Here is a 17720-nt window from a genome sequence, read left to right as displayed (position 1 = left end):
GATGACGTTGATAGGCAGGGTGTGGAAGCGTTGTAAGGCGTTAAGCTAACCTGTACTAATTGCCCGAGAGGCTTAACCATACAACGCCCAAGAAGCTTTGGACTTCTGAGTGTTGTAGACAAGCTAAGCTCTGAAAAATGAGCAGCAAGTAGAGTGAAAAGTAGTTACTCACTGATTGAATTGATATCCAGTTTTCTAGATTGTTACCAGTTTTTCCTGGCAGCCATAGCGATACGGTACCACCTGACTCCATTCCGAACTCAGAAGTGAAACGTATTAGCGCCGATGGTAGTGTGGGGCTTCCCCATGTGAGAGTAGGACACTGCCAGGTCCCATTAAGAAGAACCCGCCTAACGGCGGGTTTTTTGCGTTTGGAAGAAAGAAAAAATGGGGTCAGAGTACATTAATCCCCATTCCCTCAGCAAAACCCCAATATTAAGATTTCAACGATCACCGTAGTTCTCTTTCTCAGCTTTTTTAGTGTGACGTTTGATTTCACAGACGGTACAACACATCGATTCAAAATAAAGGGGTCAGAGTACTTTATTACGCTAAATACTGGAGCGTAGTCATACATTTTTCGTCCAGTACTGATAAATCAAAAAAATGTACTCTGACCCCATTTGTTAGATAAGTAAAAATGTACTCTGACCCCATTATTTTTGTGTTGTCAGTATTTGTAGACATTCTTATTCGATAAAAGCCTTAATAGATCTGACTTACTTTTAGCAAAGTGAGCGTTTTTTGGTAAACTCTGTCGAGTATTTTTCTAGTCGAAGTAAATAGGACAAACTAATGGCCGTATTCGGTACAGTATTCATGCCACAAATGGCACTTGCTACCTTTGTCAACGATAAGTGGACTGACACCGAATTTGTCAGTGCAGATAGTATTCAGCTGCACCCTGGTGCACACGTGCTTCATTACTCAAGTACATGCTTTGAAGGATTGAAAGCATTTAAGCACGAAGATGGCAGCATCAACATTTTCAGAATGGATAAGAATATTGAGCGCTTTGCTCAAAGTAGCCGTCTACTTAACTTGCCTGAAATAGACAAAGCGCAAGTCGAAAAGATGATCATCGATATTGTTGCAAAATATGCCTCTGAGGTTCCAGAGCCTCCAGGTTCTATGTATATCCGCCCTACGCATATCGGCACAGAAGCGTCTATCGGTAAAGCGGCAGCGCCATCAGCAAGTGCTATGTTATACGTCCTGTTATCGCCGGTTGGTGATTACTTTGCTGGCGGTTTGAAGCCACTTCGCTTGTTGCTAGACGAAACAGGCATGCGCTGTGCACCGCACATGGGAATGGTAAAAAGCGGTGGTAACTACGCCAGTGCGTTGCCTCCTATTCTTAAAGCGCGTGCAGAAGTTCAGGCTGATCAAATTCTGTTTTGCCCTAATGGCGATGTACAAGAAACCGGAGCTGCTAACTTCCTGCTTATCGATGGTGATGAAATCATTACTAAAGGGTTAGATTCTAGCTTCCTACACGGTGTGACCCGAGCAACGATTCTTCAAATTGCCAAAGACCACGGCATGAAGGTGAGTGAGCGTGATATTACTGTAGACGAACTACTAGAGCGTTCAGCCAAACCGAATACTGAAGCAGCACTGTCTGGTACAGCGGCTGTACTTACGCCGGTAGGTACTTTTATTCACAATGATAAAGAGTATCAGGTGGGTAACGGTGAAGCTGGCCCTGTAACGATGAAGCTAAGACAAGCGTTAAATGATATCCAATGGGGTAAGGCCGAAGACACTCACAATTGGTTGGTGAAAGTGCCAAACTAGTCTAATCAGACACTCATTAAAAAAGCCTGCGAACGCAGGCTTTTTCGTTTCTAAAAGGCACTCGATTACTTCGCTTTGCCTTGCTTAGCGACTGCATCCATCATTGCTTTGATAGCGTCAGCATCGCCAAGATATTCTTTAGAGATTGGCTTAAGGTTTTCATCTAGTTCGTATACTAGCGGTACACCTGTAGGAATGTTTAGGCCCAACACTTCTTCGTCTGACATACCATCAAGGTACTTAACAAGAGCACGAAGACTGTTGCCGTGCGCAGCAATAATTACGCGCTTGCCTGCTTGGATGTCTGGACGAATAACGTCGTGCCAGTATGGTAGTACACGTTCGATAGTTAGTTTTAGACTTTCACCACGTGGCAAGATGTCAGCATCTACATTGTTGTAACGCGGATCGTGACCTGGGAAGTGCTCGCTATCATCTTCAACGGCCGGAGGTGGGATGTCGAAGCTACGACGCCAGATTTTAACCTGTTCTTCACCATGCTTAGCGGCAGTCTCTGCTTTGTCTAGACCTGTTAAAGCACCGTAGTGACGCTCGTTCAGACGCCAGTGACGCTCAACTGGAAGGTAGTGCTGACCCATTTCTTCAAGTGCAATATTAAGTGTTTTAATTGCGCGAAGAAGTACAGACGTATAAGCCTGATCAAATGTAAATCCAGCATCTTTAAGAAGCTGACCTGCGGTCTTTGCTTGTGCTACACCAGTGTCGGTCAAGTCAACGTCGTGCCAGCCTGTGAAACGGTTTTCCAAGTTCCACTGACTTTCTCCATGACGAATAAGTACCAATTTATACATAGTTGGGTTACCTGCGGCGTTAGAGTGAAATAGTCTGAGATAATTCCAGAAATTGGACGTTCAGACGTATATTTAAAAATCTGCTGTTATCATCCTTGATTGGCGCTTAAAAATCCAGTTTATGCTGGTACAAAATCGCAGGTAAGACGTGTGTTTATCACTATAACTTGGGAATTATTATATAAAACGGGTAAGGTCTGGATGAGCAACTTTTATCCACTCTTGCATCGATGGCTCTTCAATAAAGCTAAAGTCTTCGAAGTCGAAGCCAGGTGCTACTGTACAACCAACAAGTGAGTAATCACCCATAGTTGCGGCTGCCTGAAAATTCCCTGCTTTAACAACTTCTACATAGTCAGTGCTTTGCCCACCAATGCGACGTTCCCACAACTGTTGTTTTTCAAGTTGAAACAGTTGTAGTGGAGCCCCTTCGTAGTGATTCCACACTTCATCATGTAACACGCGATGAAAACGACTAACTTGTCCCTTTAGAAGAAAATAAATATGAGTAAGCGCGGGACGACTAGCATTGTGCACAAACGATTTAGTTTCGTTTTCAGAACGGAAAACTTGACGATAGAAACCTCCCTCGGGGTGAGGTGTAAGGTTGTACTTCTTAACTAGCGGGTGAGTCATGATAACTTCGTTATTATTGTTATTGCTTACTACTAATGCTTGTATATTTCAAAGCTTTCCTAAGCATGTATTAAGACATTTAATGTTTAACCTTCTTTTAAGCATACCGTTTGGTGCGTTATAAGAAAACAGAAGTGTTGCATATTTGTAAACCATATTAATCATCAAGTACTCTGTGCATACGCGAAGTTTTCTTACCAACTAGCCTCAATATATAATGTGTCAAGCTTACTTACCAATAAGCGCTATCTGCCCTAGTCAGCTTTTTCCAGCTGTTATAGCGCTTCTTCATAATCCATCTGTTTAAACCAATAATGAGAAATAGCTAAAAAAGCGATGCCATTACTAATAGTAGGTGAACTTTTTTTCATGTTTAGGCCGTACAAATTGGAAAATAAGGCGACGAAAAACACGTTGCTCGTTTCTAGCGTTGGCAAAATTGAAACGTACACAATATTCACGAACAGGCAAAGAAGGATGGTGAGCGTATGACATATAAGTCTTTTTCGCAGCTTGAAGTTAACGGCAAAAACTTCAAGGCGGTTAATTTTGACGGTATAGGCAGTAAATATGCGCTCGACAGGCTTCCGTTTTGTATCAAAATTCTTTTGGAAAACCTGATTCGTCATGAAGACCAAGAGTTTGTTAACAGCAACGATATTGAGCAAGTAGCAAAGTGGGACACAGATAATCACGTTGATCACGAAGTGTCTTTTGTTCCCGCACGCGTCATCCTCCAAGATTTTACGGGGGTGCCTGCTATTGTTGATTTAGCAGCCATGCGCGATGCGGTTAATCGTTTAGGTGGCGACGCTCAGGCGATTAACCCACTCAATCCAGTAGAGCTGGTTATTGACCATTCAGTAATGGTAGATCATTTTGCTGAAGACGATGCGCTTGAAAAGAATACCGACATCGAAATCCAGCGAAATAGAGAGCGTTATCAATTTCTAAAATGGGGTCAGTCTAGCTTTGACAATTTCAAAGTGGTTCCCCCTGGTCGCGGTATCGTGCATCAGGTTAACCTAGAGTATCTTGCTCGTTGCGCGTTTACTAAGGAACAGGATGGGGAAACCTTGGTTTACCCAGATACCCTAGTAGGAACAGATTCGCATACCACTATGATTAATGGCCTTGGCGTACTTGGCTGGGGTGTGGGAGGCATTGAAGCAGAAGCAGCGATGCTGGGTCAACCAGTAACAATGTTATTACCAAAAGTGGTTGGCTTCAGGCTTTCAGGTAAGTTACCTGCTGGCGTAACTGCCACCGACATGGTGCTAACTATCACACAACAACTACGTGAACATGGTGTTGTTGGAAAGTTTGTAGAATTCTATGGACCGGGTCTTAAGCATCTTACTACGGCAGACCGTGCCACCATCGCAAACATGGCGCCTGAATATGGTGCTACTTGCGGTATTTTCCCTATTGATGATGTTGCGCTAGATTACCTGCGACTCACCGGCCGAGACGAAGATCAAATTGCCCTTGTAGAGGAATATGCGAAATTCAGCCACCTATGGCACGACGACCACTCAAAAGATGCCCAGTATCATGAGACCCTGGAACTTAACTTAGATGAAGTGGTTCCTTCACTTGCTGGACCTAAGCGTCCTCAAGATAGAATTGCCCTCGATAATGCAGCAGAGGCATTTAATGAGTGGCATCGTTCGCAAATTGACGTGAAAGTGCTTGATGAAGAAACCGATCTCATCGCAGAAGCGGGGTTAGGTACAACAGACGAGGTGGACGAAGAACACGACTCGTTCGTGGAGTTCAGAGGAAGCAAGTTCAACCTTGAAGATGGCGCTATTGTAATAGCTGCTATCACCAGCTGTACTAATACGTCAAATCCATCAGTGCTCGTTGGCGCAGGCTTACTTGCGAAGAAAGCAGCAGAAAAAGGGCTAACCCGTAAGCCGTGGGTTAAAACTTCACTAGCACCTGGTTCGCAGGTTGTTACTCAGTATTTAGAAGATGCTGGTCTTATGGACCCGCTTGAAGCACTAGGCTTTAACTTGGTTGGCTACGGTTGTACAACCTGTATTGGTAACTCTGGACCGCTACCTGATGCCATTACCGACGCCATAAGAAAAGCGAAACTTACGGTTACCTCGGTTTTATCTGGTAACCGCAACTTTGAAGGGCGTATCCATCCCGATGTGGCTGCAAACTACCTGGCATCACCACCACTGGTTGTTGCATACGCGTTGGCTGGAAACATGAATGTAGATATCACTAAAGAGCCGTTGGGGCAGGCGAGTGATGGTTCTCCGGTATATCTAAAAGACATCTGGCCTACCGAAGACGAAATTCAGCAATACATAGCGGAAAACGTCACCGGTGATTTGTTTAAAGAAAAGTATGCAGATGTATTTAAAGGAAGCGGTGAATGGAATGAACTGCAGGTAAGTAAAACATCGGTCTACGACTGGCCAGAATCAACCTACATTAAGCATCCGCCTTTCTTTGAAGTAATGGGTAAGGAGCCAGAGGCTCTAACTGCAATTGAAAATGCACGATGTTTGGTTAAGGTGGGCGATTCGATTACTACCGACCATATTTCTCCAGCCGGCGCCATCGCAGAAGATAGCCCAGCCGGAGAGTACCTGCAGGCCCAAGGGGTTGAGCCTAAAGACTTTAACTCTTATGGATCGCGTCGTGGTAACCACGAGGTTATGATGAGAGGTACGTTTGCTAACGTGCGTCTTCAAAACCAACTGGCACCTGGGACGAGAGGCAGTGCAACCACACACTTCCCAAGTGGCGATAGTATGTCTATTTTCCATGCTGCTATGCGTTACAAAGATGACGGCGTACCAGCCATTGTAATTGGTGGAAAAGAGTACGGTACTGGCTCGAGTCGAGATTGGGCTGCTAAAGGCCCTTCTTTGATGGGGGTGAAAGCAGTACTAGCTGAGAGCTACGAAAGAATTCACCGCTCGAACCTCATTGGGATGGGAATTTTACCGCTCCAATTTAAGTCAGGTGACAGCGCGAGTTCTTTGGAGCTTAAAGGCAATGAGTCTTTTTCTATTAACGCTGTTGAACGTGGGCAGACCGAGGTTGAAGTTAAAGCCGTGTCGGATGAAGGAAAAACAACAACGTTTACGATGGATATCAGAATTGATACATCAAACGAGTTCACTTACTTTGAAAACGGCGGCATTCTGCATTACGTGATAAGAGAATACTTGAAGAAATAGCACGTATAAGGGTAGTGGTTAGCGACTTCTCTGTAGTGAGAAGTCGCTATGCCATGTGATGTTAGTAATAGCGTTTTTCGCAGATTACTTCTTTAATATTCGAGCCGATGGCAGCGCGTGTCTCACATCTCAAATCTTGGGCTTGTGCACCGTAAAGAGAGATATATTCTTCTACATAAGGCTCTAAAGCATTGATGTAGTCTTCAGGTAAAGCATTCTTTATCTGTCGGTAAGAACGGTTCCATTCAGCGGTTTTTTGTTCCATAGCAACATTCAACCAGAGCCAGCCTTCTTCATAATTAACGGGCGTCCCCCATCCTTGGAAATACATTTGCGCGAGGTAATATTGGCCTTCTTTATTTCCCATTTTTGCAGAAGCAGTCAGCTTCTCCAGTGCTTTTTCATACTTCTCTGCCTTCAGGGCGTGCAAGCCCAATTCTAAAGTAGATAAATATTCGGATTTCCAAATATGATTCTTAGTATGCGACTGAGCCAACGTAGGGGCTGAAAGCACAACTGAAGATAAAACGGCAGCTATTGCTAATAGATTTTTCATGTAGTATCCCTTCTTTTTGATAAATTTATAACGCAATTCACACTCATAGTGAACCGTCTAAAAGTACAGTATTTGTTTTATGTTACTAAAAATTTTAAGAGTAGAGTGATTAATCTCCACCAATAATTTGGACTTGTGCTAGGTCAGTATCGCCTTTCAAAACTTTGAAAATTGCGTCTTGAACGAGGGTGCGCATGCCATCAGCAGCAGCCTGAGACTTCATATCGGCGACGCTGGCTTCTTTGTACACCATGGACCGAAGCTCTGGCGTCATACCTAGTAGTTCATGTACCCCTGTTCTACCTTTGTAACCCGTGTTTCCACATTCTTCACAGCCTTTAGCGCGGTAAAGCTCTAGTGGCGTCTGAATATTCAGCTCCGCCATGTGCGCATGACCATACTGGCGCTCAATAAAGGCCATATCGGTTTCAGTGGCGATGTACTTTTCTTTGCAGTTACTACATAGAGTTCGAATAAGACGTTGAGCCAGTATACCCACGCAGGCATCGGAGAAGTTCACAGGGTCGAGACCCAAGTCAAGTAAACGGGTAATCGTTTCAGGGGCTGAGTTAGTATGCAGTGTAGACAGTACTAAGTGACCGGTTAACGAGGCTTCAATACCTGCATGCGCGGTTTCTTTATCACGCATCTCACCAATAAGAATAATGTCAGGGTCAGCACGTAAGAATGCGCGCAGGGCCGCAGCAAAGTTGAAGCCAATCTTAGGGCTTACTTGAACCTGTTGTAGGCCGGGTTGCGTGATTTCCACCGGGTCCTCAGCGGTCCAAATCTTCTTTTCAGGTGTGTTTAAATATCCCAATATAGCGTGAAGCGTGGTGGTTTTACCTGAACCCGTTGGCCCAACAACGAGAAGAATGCCGTGAGGCTTCTTAATCATTTCTTCTAAACGCGCACGGTTGTTCGGTGCCAAGTTCATCTTATCAATAGGCATCGCACCGCCAGATGCCAGAATACGCATAACCACACCTTCACCGGCAACCGTAGGAATGGTGGCAACACGAACTTCAACAAGTTGACCATTCATTCTAAACGCGAGTTTGCCATCCTGAGGTACGCGTTTTTCGGCAATGTTCAAATTCGACATTATCTTTATGCGTGCAATAACCGCACTGTGGTGCGAATTAGGCACTTGGTTCATGTCGCGGCACACACCGTCCACGCGCATACGTACACGAGTGGGCGCGTTTTTCTCTGGGTCTATGTGAATATCTGACGCGTTGAGTCTTTTTGCATCGTGCAGAATACGGCTTACTAAGCGCACCACAGCAGGGGCGTCGTCAGAAAGTTCATCGACTTGGTCGTCGCTATCTTCAGTTGATGTACCAATCTCGTCGAGAATATCACTCATCTCGCCGGGGCCACCACCACCGCTGTTTTCCCCCAAATATTGAAGAATTAAGCTAGGAAGGCTGACAGCTATCTCGTAGCTATCAATACCCATGGCGCTCTCTATCTCCATAAGTAGCGCCGCATTATTAGGTTCAGCCATCAATACTATGGGCTTGTCATGGGCATCGGCAATGACAGCCACATAGTTTCTTTTTAAATAAGAAACATTCAGACGGCTTTCATTTTCGAACCTGTGATACTTATCAGGTAAATAAGGAATAAAAGGCACCTGATAGTGAATAGAAAGCGAGTTGCCAATTTCTTCTTCAGAGATGCGGTGTTCCGATACAAGACGCTGTATAAGAGCGCGAATGTCTGGAGTAGAACTTTGAATATCGTTTAATGTAGCTTCGTCTAATAAGCTTTTGTGAACTAGTAGATCGAAAGGGTTGTTTGTGCCGCCCAGTTCAAATCTGAACTTGTCGCCAAGAATAAGTGCAAGGGCATTGCCTAGCTTTAAATCTTCTTCAGTAAAACCACCACTGACTTTGTTGATGATTTGGATAACACCCATCAACACGCCCGCATTCATTATAGGTACGCATAAAATGTTCTGGGTTTTAAAGTCATTGTCTTTGTCGAACTTATCAGCGAAGCGCAGGCGAGGGTGAATGCTTTGAAGTAGTGCAGGATTATACGGGTCGTCAATAACCACAGCCTTTTGTGATAGGGCGACATAACCAGCAATCGACATTGGGCTAATTGGCACTTTTATTTCCAGCGTCTCTTTACCCGTTTTAAATCTCGCGACCAAATCTTGATGCTGACGTCGACGTTGAAAAATACTCATACGCTGGGCATCAAACAAACCAAGTATAATTGGCTCTAATAAGCCATACGCATCCAGTAACGTGGAATGGTTATTTAAAATGCGTTTTATTTGTGCAAAAGTTTGCTGGTTATTCACTACTTCCATATTCTCACTACTAATAACGTTGGCGCCTAGTCCTTTATGTATTTGGCGTTACAAGTGCCTGTTAAGCTAGGGTAACAAGATATACCTATACCACGAAAGCAACAATACTACTTATAGACAGTTACATACACTGGTATAGCGTAAAAATATGTGTATAAAAAGCAAACTGCCTCTTGCATTGCTTCTGCCTTTCTGTATAATTCGCGCCCACTGCCCAATTAGGGCACGTAATTTTTAGCCGCGACCTCACTGCTTTTAGGGTGGTTGCCGAAGTAACGGATTCATCATCACTGATTAGCCTGTTGCTGGCGTGCTAGAAAAAAGAACAGGGTTCCGATTGGGAACCATCGGTTTACGCACATCCTTTCTTTCCGGAATAAATGGAAGAGAAAGGGTGAATTTTTTTGTTCTTTCGATTGGAGCTTAATCGATGCCAAATCAAAGAATTCGCATTCGTTTGAAAGCGTTTGATCACAAGTTGATCGATCAGTCTACGGCTGAAATCGTTGAAACTGCGAAACGCACTGGTGCTCAGGTAAGTGGTCCTATTCCTCTACCTACTCGCAAAGAACGCTATACAGTTCTGATTTCTCCGCACGTTAACAAAGACGCGCGTGATCAATATGAAATCCGTACTCACAAGCGTTTGGTAGACATCATCGAGCCAACTGATAAAACAGTTGACGCGTTGATGCGTTTGGACTTGGCTGCTGGCGTTGATGTTCAAATCAGCCTGGGCTAATAAGAGAGGGTTATAACAATGGCGATTGGTCTAGTCGGTCGTAAAGTGGGTATGACTCGCATCTTCACTGAAGATGGTACGTCTATCCCTGTGACTGTTATTGAAGCGACCCCAAACCGCGTTACTCAGCTTCGTACTGAGGAAACTGACGGTTATCGCGCTCTTCAGGTTACTGCTGGAACTAAGAAAGCTAACCGCATCAACAAAGCTGAAGCAGGTCACTTTGCTAAAGCTGGTGTTGAAGCTGGACGCACTCTAGTAGAATTCCGCCTAGAAGAAAACGAAGGTGCCGATATTGAAGTAGGCAGTGAAATCACTGTTGAAATCTTTAACGACACTAAGAAAATTGATGTAACTGGTACATCAAAAGGTAAAGGTTTCCAAGGTGCTATCAAGCGCTGGAACTTCAGTTCTCAGCGTATGACACACGGTAACTCTTTGTCACACCGTGCTCCTGGTTCAATTGGTCAAAACCAATCACCAGGTAAAGTATTCAAAGGCAAGAAAATGGCTGGTCAGCTTGGTAACAAGCAAGTGACTACTCAGTCTTTGGAAGTTGTACGTGTTGACGTAGAGAACGGCCTTATCCTAGTTAAAGGTGCCGTACCTGGCGCAACTGGCAACGATGTAATCGTAAAGCCAGCTGTTAAAGCGTAACGTCTGGGGAGTGAACTGATGGAATTAACATTGAAAGACGCGCAAAGCGCTCTTGAAGTATCCGAAGCGACCTTTGGACGTGAATTCAACGAAGCCCTGGTACACCAGGTAGTTGTAGCTTACGGTGCAGGTGCTCGTCAGGGTACAAAAGCGCAGAAAACTCGCGCTGAAGTTCGTGGTGGCGGTAAGAAGCCATGGCGTCAAAAAGGTACTGGCCGCGCGCGTGCTGGTACAATCCGTAGCCCAATTTGGGTTGGCGGTGGCCGTGCTTTCGCAGCAAAGCCTCGTGACTTTGACCAAAAAGTTAACAAGAAAATGTATCGCGGTGCGATTAAGAGCATCCTGTCTGAACTAATCCGTCAAGACCGTTTGGTTGTTGTAGAGAAGTTCGGTGTTGACGCACCTAAGACTAAAGCTCTTATTTCTGCACTTAACGAATATGAACTAAATGACGTTCTAATCGTTACTCCTGAAGTTGATGAGAACTTGTTCCTAGCGGCGCGCAACTTGTACAAAGTTGACGTACGTGACGTAGCAGGCATCGACCCAGTGAGCCTGATTGCATTTGAAAAAGTGCTAATGACTGCTGATGCGGTTAAACAACTTGAGGAGGCGTTAGCATGAAAGAAGAACGTCTACTGAAGGTGCTAGTAGCACCTCACGTTTCAGAAAAGTCTACAATGGCTGCTGAAGCGAACAACACAGTTGTATTTAAAGTAGCTAAAGACGCGAACAAAGCCGAAATCAAAGCTGCAGTTGAAAAACTGTTTGAAGTTGAAGTTGAAGGTGTTCGTACTGTGAACGTTAAGGGTAAAACCAAGCGTCACGGCATGTCTTTCGGTAAGCGCAGCGACTGGAAAAAGGCCTACGTGGTTCTTAAAGAAGGTCAGGACATCGACTTTGTCGGTGGTGCTGAGTAAGAAGGGGATTAGAAATGCCATTATTGAAAGCTAAGCCAACTTCTGCCGGTCGTCGTCACGTTGTTCAGGTCGTAAATCCTGACCTGCACAAAGGTGCACCGTACGCACCTTTGCTTGAAAAGAACAGCAAATCTGGCGGTCGTAACAACAATGGTCGTATTACCACTCGTCACATCGGTGGTGGTCATAAGCAACACTACCGTGTAATCGACTTTAAACGCAACAAAGACAGCATTCCAGCTAAAGTTGAGCGTTTAGAATACGATCCAAACCGTTCTGCAAACATTGCACTAGTATTGTACGCAGACGGTGAACGTCGTTACATTCTGGCTCCTAAGGGTATGCAAGCAGGTGATGCAATCCAGTCTGGTTCGGACGCTCCGATCAAGTCTGGTAACACTCTACCTATGCGTAACATCCCTGTAGGTACTGTTGTACACGCAATTGAAATGAAGCCTGGCAAAGGTGCGCAAATCGCACGTTCTGCTGGTGCTTATGCTCAGATCCTAGCACGTGACGGAAACTACGTTACCCTACGTCTACGCTCTGGCGAAATGCGTAAAGTTCTATCTGATTGCCGCGCCACTATCGGTGAAGTTGGCAATGCAGAGCACATGCTTCGTTCACTAGGTAAAGCTGGTGCTACACGCTGGCGTGGTGTTCGTCCTACCGTTCGTGGTGTTGCCATGAACCCGGTTGATCACCCACACGGTGGTGGTGAAGGTCGTACATCAGGCGGTCGTCACCCAGTAACTCCTTGGGGTGTTCCTACCAAAGGTAAGAAAACCCGAAGCAACAAGCGTACTGATAAGCTTATCGTACGTCGTCGAAACAAGTAATAGCGAGGATTCACCATGCCACGTTCTCTCAAGAAAGGTCCTTTTATTGACCTTCACTTGCTGAAGAAGGTAGAGGCTGCAGTGGAAAAGAACGAACGTAAACCAATCAAAACTTGGTCTCGTCGTTCTATGATCATCCCAGATATGATTGGGTTGACCATTGCGGTCCATAACGGTCGCCAACATGTACCTGTCATTATTAGTGACGAAATGGTCGGCCACAAGTTGGGCGAATTTGCGCCAACGCGTACTTACCGCGGCCATGTCGCGGATAAGAAAGCTAAACGTTAAGGGGTAGGAAGATGGAAGCATTAGCTAAACACCGTTTTGCCCGCACGTCGGCTCAAAAGGCACGCTTGGTTGCGGATCAAATTCGCGGAATGCACGTTGAGAAAGCTCTAGAGCTTCTTGCGTACAGCCCGAAGAAAAGCGCAGCGCTAGTAAAGAAAGTATTGGAATCTGCGATTGCTAACGCAGAGCACAACGAAGGCGCAGACATCGACGAATTACGCGTGTCTAAAGTTTTCGTTGACGAAGGTCCAACTATGAAACGTATCAAGCCACGTGCTAAAGGCCGTGCTGATCGTATCTTCAAGCGCAGCAGTCACATCACTGTGGTTGTAGCGGATAACTAGGAGTAGATAATGGGACAGAAGGTACATCCTACAGGTATACGCCTGGGTATCAGCAAACCATGGACTTCTACCTGGTACGCTAATACTGCAGACTATGCAGACAACCTGTATAACGATCATCAGGTACGTCAGTATCTGACTAAGCAACTAAAGAACGCTTCACTTTCTAAAATCGTGATCGAGCGTCCTGCTAAGAGCATCCGTGTGACTATTCACACTGCTCGTCCAGGCGTTGTAATCGGTAAGAAAGGTGAAGACGTAGAGAAGTTGCGTAACTACGTATCTAAGCTAGCCGGCGTGCCAGCTCAGATCAACATCGCTGAAGTACGTAAGCCAGAGCTAGATGGCCAGCTAGTAGCTGACAGCATCTCTAGCCAGCTAGAGCGTCGTGTTATGTTCCGTCGTGCTATGAAGCGCGCAGTACAAAACGCAATGCGTCTAGGCGCGAAAGGTATCAAAGTTGAAGTTAGCGGCCGTTTGGGCGGAGCAGAGATTGCACGTTCTGAATGGTACCGTGAAGGTCGCGTTCCTCTGCACACTTTCCGTGCGGATATCGATTACGCAACCTCTGAAGCGTCAACTACTTACGGTATCATCGGCGTTAAAGTATGGATCTTCAAAGGTGAAGTTCTAGGTGGTCTACCTACAACTCAAGAGCAAGCACCAGCTGCTCAACCTAAGAAGAAAGGCCGCAACGCTAAGCGAGAGGGCTAATCATGTTACAACCAAAACGCATGAAGTTCCGTAAGATGCACAAAGGTCGCAACCGCGGCTTAGCAGCGGGTAATACTGTTGCCTTTGGTACTTACGGCCTTAAAGCAGTTGGTCGTGGTCGAATGACTGCGCGCCAAATCGAAGCAGCGCGTCGTGCTATGACTCGTCACGTTAAGCGTCAAGGTAAAATTTGGATTCGAGTTTTCCCTGACAAGCCAATTACTGAGAAGCCTCTGGAAGTGCGTCAAGGTAAAGGTAAAGGTAACGTTGAGTACTGGGTATGCCAAATTCAGCCTGGTCGTGTGCTATACGAGATGGAAGGTGTTCCTGAAAATCTTGCACGCGAAGCGTTTGAATTGGCAGCGGCTAAACTGCCATTTAAAACAACCTTTGTAACTCGGACGGTGATGTAATGAAAGCGACTGAACTGAAAGAAAAGAGCGTAGAAGAGCTGAACGCAGAGTTGATTAACCTGCTACGCGAACAGTTCAACCTACGCATGCAGCACACAACAGGTCAGCTTGAAAAAACTGATCAGTTGAGAAAAGTACGTCGTAACATCGCGCGTGTTAAAACCATTCTGACTCAAAAGGCTGATGCGTAATGACTGAGCAAAAAATTCGTACAGTACAAGGTCGTGTGGTTAGCAACAAGATGGATAAGTCTATCACTGTTGTAGTTGAACGTTTTGTTAAGCACCCAATCTACGGGAAGTTCATCAAGCGCTCTACTAAGCTTCACGCCCACGACGAAAACAACGTATGCAATAAAGGTGACGTAGTAACAGTACGTGAATGTCGCCCACTATCTAAGAGCAAATCTTGGATGCTAGTTGACGTTGTTGAGAAAGCTGGCGTTTAATCGCTAACTTTTTTCAAAGTCTTAAAAAAGCCGCTCTCGAGCGGCTTTTTTGTATCTGCAGTTTCTTACACGTGCTTCCATAGGCTTAAGCGTGTTCATTATCAGTGCCGTTGAAGACTAGCGTCTTGTATAAATCAGCGTAGGCATTGGACATCCTTTCTATACCAAATTTACTTGTAACAAGCTTATACAAAGCCTCTCCATATTGTGCTCTTTCATCAGGGGCTTCAATTAGACTAATTAAGCTCTCCCCAATTCCGTCAATATCTCCCGGCGCTACCATAAAACCTGTTTCCTTATGCTTGATAACTTCGGGTATTCCCCCCACAGGACTAGATAACACTGCACATTTATTAGCACCTGCCTGAAGTAAAATATCGCCTAAACCCTCTGAATAGGAAGGATGAACCAGAATATCTACATTAGGGAGTATTTTAGCTACCTCTTTAGTAAAACCGCAAAGCTTCACATGCTCGTCTAGCTTGTGGCGTTCTATAAGTGATTGATAGCTCTCTTTTAGATTTCCCTCGCCAAACAATAAACAGGTTACATTTTCATGCTTGTTCAATACATCGTGCATAGCCAAAATGATATCCGCTTGCCCTTTTTGAGATATGTACTGAGCGAAGTTTGCAATGACGATATGGTCTTCAGGAATAGAGAATGTACGTCGCAGCCAACCGCTATCTTTGCGTTGGGAATACTCTGTTAAGTCTACTGCTGGATATATAACGCGCTGATGTTCTACGCCTTCACAATGTAGTGAAACCACTTTCCTCACACCTTCAGATACGCTGATAACTGCATCGAACTGTTTGTACTTATAAAATGAAAAGTGAGTTTCGGGGTTATCTATTCGCCTTGTGCAAACCGTAGGAACACCTGAAATTTTGGCCAGCATGGCACCCCATACATCCGAACCCCGTTCGCTGTGCACATGAATAATATCTGGGTTAACCCCATTTACGACTTCCAGTAAACGCTTTACACATAGGAAGTCTGACTCACCGGCATACTTAATGGTATGCGTTTCACAATACCCAAAAGCCGTATGACGAATCTCACTGTCTTCAGCGCAAACCAAGTGAAGTGATATATCATCATGGTGCTCTAACGCATTGATGAGGTATGCAACTTGTTCTGCGCCACCGTGAAGATGTATGCCAAGTTCAATGTGAAGAACGCGTATACTCAAATGCCTTCCTTAAAATTTATTTAATATTCTGTATACGCTGCTTTTTTATTTAAGACCGTTTTTTTGCGGCTTTTCTTATATAGTTGTGGTTACATCTTGCTGTTTAAACATCGCTATACGCATAAAGCGAGTGATCAATATATTATTGCCTTTCTCATATACACTATTTACTTACGTATAGGGTCGCTTTGCCCTAGACGCGGGCTATTTAGCCACTACAATGTTGAAAGAATCTATCGGGAACTGCGGCACTAGATAGCTAGAATTACCTGCTTACCGCTGGGAGTGGGTGTTTCGCAGTGCCCAGCACACCGTATTTGAAAAGCATAATTCAACATCGATAGTCGATCACTTGTAGTCGTGCCGTCGAAGTATCTGTATCAAAAAGGATGTATTTATGGTTGTTGCCAATACACGTGGCTATAAACCTACTCTACTTGAAACGCTCTGCCGGTGGGGATATTCGCTTGTATTGGCGATTGCCATTCCCTTCGCATTTATTCATTTATTAATAAAAGCCACGAAAACAAGCGATGACTCGCATCGAGGGAGATTTGAGCGTTTTGGCATAGTTCCAAAGCCGCTCAAGCAGAATGGCTATTTGTTTCACTGTGTTTCAGTGGGAGAAGTCGTGGCTGCTTCATGCGTAATAAAGCGAATAATGCAACACGAGCCAGACGCGCAAATAACCGTTACTACAACCACGTCTACAGGCTCTGCTCGCGTTCGAGATATATTCAAAGACACCGTTCACCATTTCTATCTGCCTTACGATTTGTCGCTGACTATGTCTTCAATGCTGAAACGCATTAAGCCCAAAGCAGTAATGATTACAGAAGTTGAACTATGGCCAAACCTAATTCACGTGTGCTGGAAGCGCAATATTCCCGTTATGGTAATAAATGCTCGCATGACTGAGCGCTCGGCTAAACGTTATAAAAAAATCGGACAACTATTTAACCCTATGTTGGCTAAGCTATCTCACGTATGTGCTCAAGGGCAGAGAGACTATGATAATTATGCATGGCTTGGTGTTGCGCAAGATAAGCTAACCCTCACGAATAATATTAAGTTTGATCAAGCCGCAAATACAGCGAGCTCTTCTGCACATTTTCTCGGGTTAGCTAAGGGTGAAAGGCCAATACTAGTCGCAGGCAGCACGCACGAACCTGAAGAGAGCGTTATCGTTGAATCTGCAAAGGTTTTATGGAACGAGAACCCTCAACTACGGGTGATTATTGTCCCTCGCCATCCAGAGCGTTTTGAAGCCGTAGCAAAATTACTTGAAAGGCATAATCTGAACTTCGTCAAAAGTTCAGAGGTGGATAACGTTCCAGACGATGTGAACGTTATCCTGTTGGATGAAATGGGTAAGTTAAATCATGCTTATGCGGTAGCAACATTTGCCTTTGTTGGCGGCTCTATTGCCGATAGAGGCGGCCATAATGCCCTTGAGCCGGCAGCATTCTCGTTGCCAATAATGATGGGGCCACACACCTATAATAACCCTGTTATCTGCGACTATTTAAAAGAATGTGGCGCATTAAGCATTGTAGAAGATGCTTCTCGCGTTTCTTCAACGGTACAAGAATGGCTTGAATCACCCAGTAAAGCTGAAAAAGCGGGAATGGCCGGTAAAAAGGTACTACAGGATAACAGCGGCGCGTTAGATTCTACTTTAGCGTGTATACATCGCAGTATTCGTTAAATGCCGTCAGTCAAAAACAGCAACTCGTTGTTATTGAACAAAAAAGGAACCCCGCATTTGTGCGTCTGATGCACCAAATTAGGCGCTGTGACAGCTAAAAGATAATGAATAGGGAC

Annotated in this window: 19 protein-coding genes and 2 rRNA genes; 16 read left to right on the top strand and 5 right to left on the bottom strand. The window is 44.9% G+C overall.

All coding sequences use genetic code 11. The features are described 5' to 3' along the window. The 3 genes from MHN00_RS04285 to MHN00_RS04275 all read left to right on the top strand — a co-directional run. A 23S ribosomal RNA gene (locus MHN00_RS04285) occupies window positions 1-80 on the top strand; the annotation flags it as partial. A gap of 135 nt (window positions 81-215) precedes the next feature. Next, window positions 216-331: ribosomal RNA gene (gene rrf / locus MHN00_RS04280) — 5S ribosomal RNA — on the top strand. Between the two features lie 464 nt (window positions 332-795). Then, window positions 796-1797, top strand: coding sequence for a branched-chain amino acid aminotransferase (locus MHN00_RS04275; RefSeq protein WP_239300371.1), 1002 nt, complete (start codon window positions 796-798; stop codon window positions 1795-1797). A gap of 65 nt (window positions 1798-1862) precedes the next feature. On the opposite strand, the gene gpmA is transcribed toward MHN00_RS04275, so the two are convergent. Both gpmA and MHN00_RS04265 read right to left on the bottom strand, forming a co-directional pair. Further along, window positions 1863-2609, bottom strand: a complete 747-nt coding sequence (gpmA, locus tag MHN00_RS04270; RefSeq protein WP_014947970.1) for a 2,3-diphosphoglycerate-dependent phosphoglycerate mutase — start codon at window positions 2607-2609, stop codon at window positions 1863-1865. Window positions 2610-2786: 177 nt separating this feature from the next. Next, a complete protein-coding gene (locus MHN00_RS04265; RefSeq protein ID WP_239300369.1) occupies window positions 2787-3245 on the bottom strand; it encodes a cupin domain-containing protein in 459 nt (152 codons plus the stop codon). 488 nt (window positions 3246-3733) lie between these two features. Between MHN00_RS04265 and acnA the strand changes: the two genes are divergently transcribed. Further along, window positions 3734-6451 carry an aconitate hydratase AcnA gene (gene acnA / locus MHN00_RS04260; protein WP_239300367.1) on the top strand — a complete coding sequence of 906 codons (2718 nt, stop codon included), beginning with the start codon at window positions 3734-3736 and terminating at the stop codon, window positions 6449-6451. Between the two features lie 61 nt (window positions 6452-6512). On the opposite strand, the gene MHN00_RS04255 is transcribed toward acnA, so the two are convergent. Next, window positions 6513-7007 (bottom strand): sel1 repeat family protein, encoded by a 495-nt coding sequence (locus MHN00_RS04255; protein ID WP_014947973.1) that lies wholly within the window; start codon window positions 7005-7007, stop codon window positions 6513-6515. 109 nt (window positions 7008-7116) lie between these two features. Then, a complete protein-coding gene (locus MHN00_RS04250; RefSeq protein ID WP_239300365.1) occupies window positions 7117-9333 on the bottom strand; it encodes a GspE/PulE family protein in 2217 nt (738 codons plus the stop codon). A 430-nt stretch (window positions 9334-9763) separates the two neighbouring features. On the opposite strand from MHN00_RS04250, the gene rpsJ reads away from it, so the two are divergent. Genes rpsJ through rpsQ form a run of 11 tightly spaced genes read left to right on the top strand, consistent with a single transcriptional unit; the run spans window position 9764 to window position 14701 of the window. After that, window positions 9764-10075, top strand: a complete 312-nt coding sequence (gene rpsJ / locus MHN00_RS04245) for a 30S ribosomal protein S10 (protein WP_010179497.1) — start codon at window positions 9764-9766, stop codon at window positions 10073-10075. Between the two features lie 18 nt (window positions 10076-10093). After that, on the top strand, window positions 10094-10732 hold the full coding sequence (gene rplC, locus MHN00_RS04240; protein WP_014947975.1) for a 50S ribosomal protein L3: 639 nt from the start codon (window positions 10094-10096) through the stop codon (window positions 10730-10732). 18 nt (window positions 10733-10750) lie between these two features. Next, entirely contained in the window at window positions 10751-11356 is a 606-nt protein-coding gene (rplD, locus tag MHN00_RS04235; protein ID WP_012516958.1) for a 50S ribosomal protein L4, read from the top strand. Beyond that, a complete protein-coding gene (gene rplW / locus MHN00_RS04230; RefSeq protein WP_012516959.1) occupies window positions 11353-11652 on the top strand; it encodes a 50S ribosomal protein L23 in 300 nt (99 codons plus the stop codon). Before rplD ends, rplW begins: the two co-directional genes overlap by 4 nt. Window positions 11653-11666: 14 nt before the next feature. Further along, on the top strand, window positions 11667-12491 hold the full coding sequence (rplB, locus tag MHN00_RS04225) for a 50S ribosomal protein L2 (protein ID WP_071816770.1): 825 nt from the start codon (window positions 11667-11669) through the stop codon (window positions 12489-12491). 15 nt (window positions 12492-12506) lie between these two features. Then, window positions 12507-12782 carry a 30S ribosomal protein S19 gene (gene rpsS / locus MHN00_RS04220; protein WP_012516961.1) on the top strand — a complete coding sequence of 92 codons (276 nt, stop codon included), beginning with the start codon at window positions 12507-12509 and terminating at the stop codon, window positions 12780-12782. Window positions 12783-12793: 11 nt separating this feature from the next. Continuing rightward, window positions 12794-13126: a 50S ribosomal protein L22 gene (rplV, locus tag MHN00_RS04215; RefSeq protein ID WP_014947977.1), complete on the top strand. Its 333-nt coding sequence runs from the start codon at window positions 12794-12796 to the stop codon at window positions 13124-13126. A gap of 9 nt (window positions 13127-13135) precedes the next feature. After that, the gene (gene rpsC / locus MHN00_RS04210; RefSeq protein ID WP_014947978.1) at window positions 13136-13840 is read left to right on the top strand and encodes a 30S ribosomal protein S3; all 705 of its coding nucleotides are present in this window, start codon (window positions 13136-13138) and stop codon (window positions 13838-13840) included. Between the two features lie 2 nt (window positions 13841-13842). Beyond that, window positions 13843-14253, top strand: coding sequence for a 50S ribosomal protein L16 (gene rplP / locus MHN00_RS04205; RefSeq protein ID WP_014947979.1), 411 nt, complete (start codon window positions 13843-13845; stop codon window positions 14251-14253). After that, complete coding sequence (gene rpmC, locus MHN00_RS04200) at window positions 14253-14444, top strand: 50S ribosomal protein L29 (RefSeq protein WP_014947980.1); 192 nt, start codon at window positions 14253-14255, stop codon at window positions 14442-14444. Before rplP ends, rpmC begins: the two co-directional genes overlap by 1 nt. Continuing rightward, window positions 14444-14701, top strand: coding sequence for a 30S ribosomal protein S17 (gene rpsQ, locus MHN00_RS04195; RefSeq protein ID WP_014975444.1), 258 nt, complete (start codon window positions 14444-14446; stop codon window positions 14699-14701). The genes rpmC and rpsQ overlap by 1 nt, the downstream gene beginning before the upstream one ends. A gap of 85 nt (window positions 14702-14786) precedes the next feature. Here the strand turns inward: rpsQ and MHN00_RS04190 are convergent, their stop codons facing one another. Then, window positions 14787-15896 (bottom strand): glycosyltransferase family 4 protein, encoded by a 1110-nt coding sequence (locus MHN00_RS04190; RefSeq protein WP_239300363.1) that lies wholly within the window; start codon window positions 15894-15896, stop codon window positions 14787-14789. Window positions 15897-16293: 397 nt separating this feature from the next. On the opposite strand from MHN00_RS04190, the gene MHN00_RS04185 reads away from it, so the two are divergent. Continuing rightward, window positions 16294-17604: a 3-deoxy-D-manno-octulosonic acid transferase gene (locus tag MHN00_RS04185; protein ID WP_039225126.1), complete on the top strand. Its 1311-nt coding sequence runs from the start codon at window positions 16294-16296 to the stop codon at window positions 17602-17604. The last annotated feature ends 116 nt before the right edge of the window (window positions 17605-17720 follow it).

The organism is Alteromonas sp. Cnat2-8 (genome assembly GCF_022348355.1).
Lineage (GTDB): Bacteria > Pseudomonadota > Gammaproteobacteria > Enterobacterales > Alteromonadaceae > Alteromonas > Alteromonas macleodii.
The sequence above is the reverse complement of the archived record's forward strand: the minus strand, read 5'-3'. Positions and strand labels throughout refer to the sequence as shown.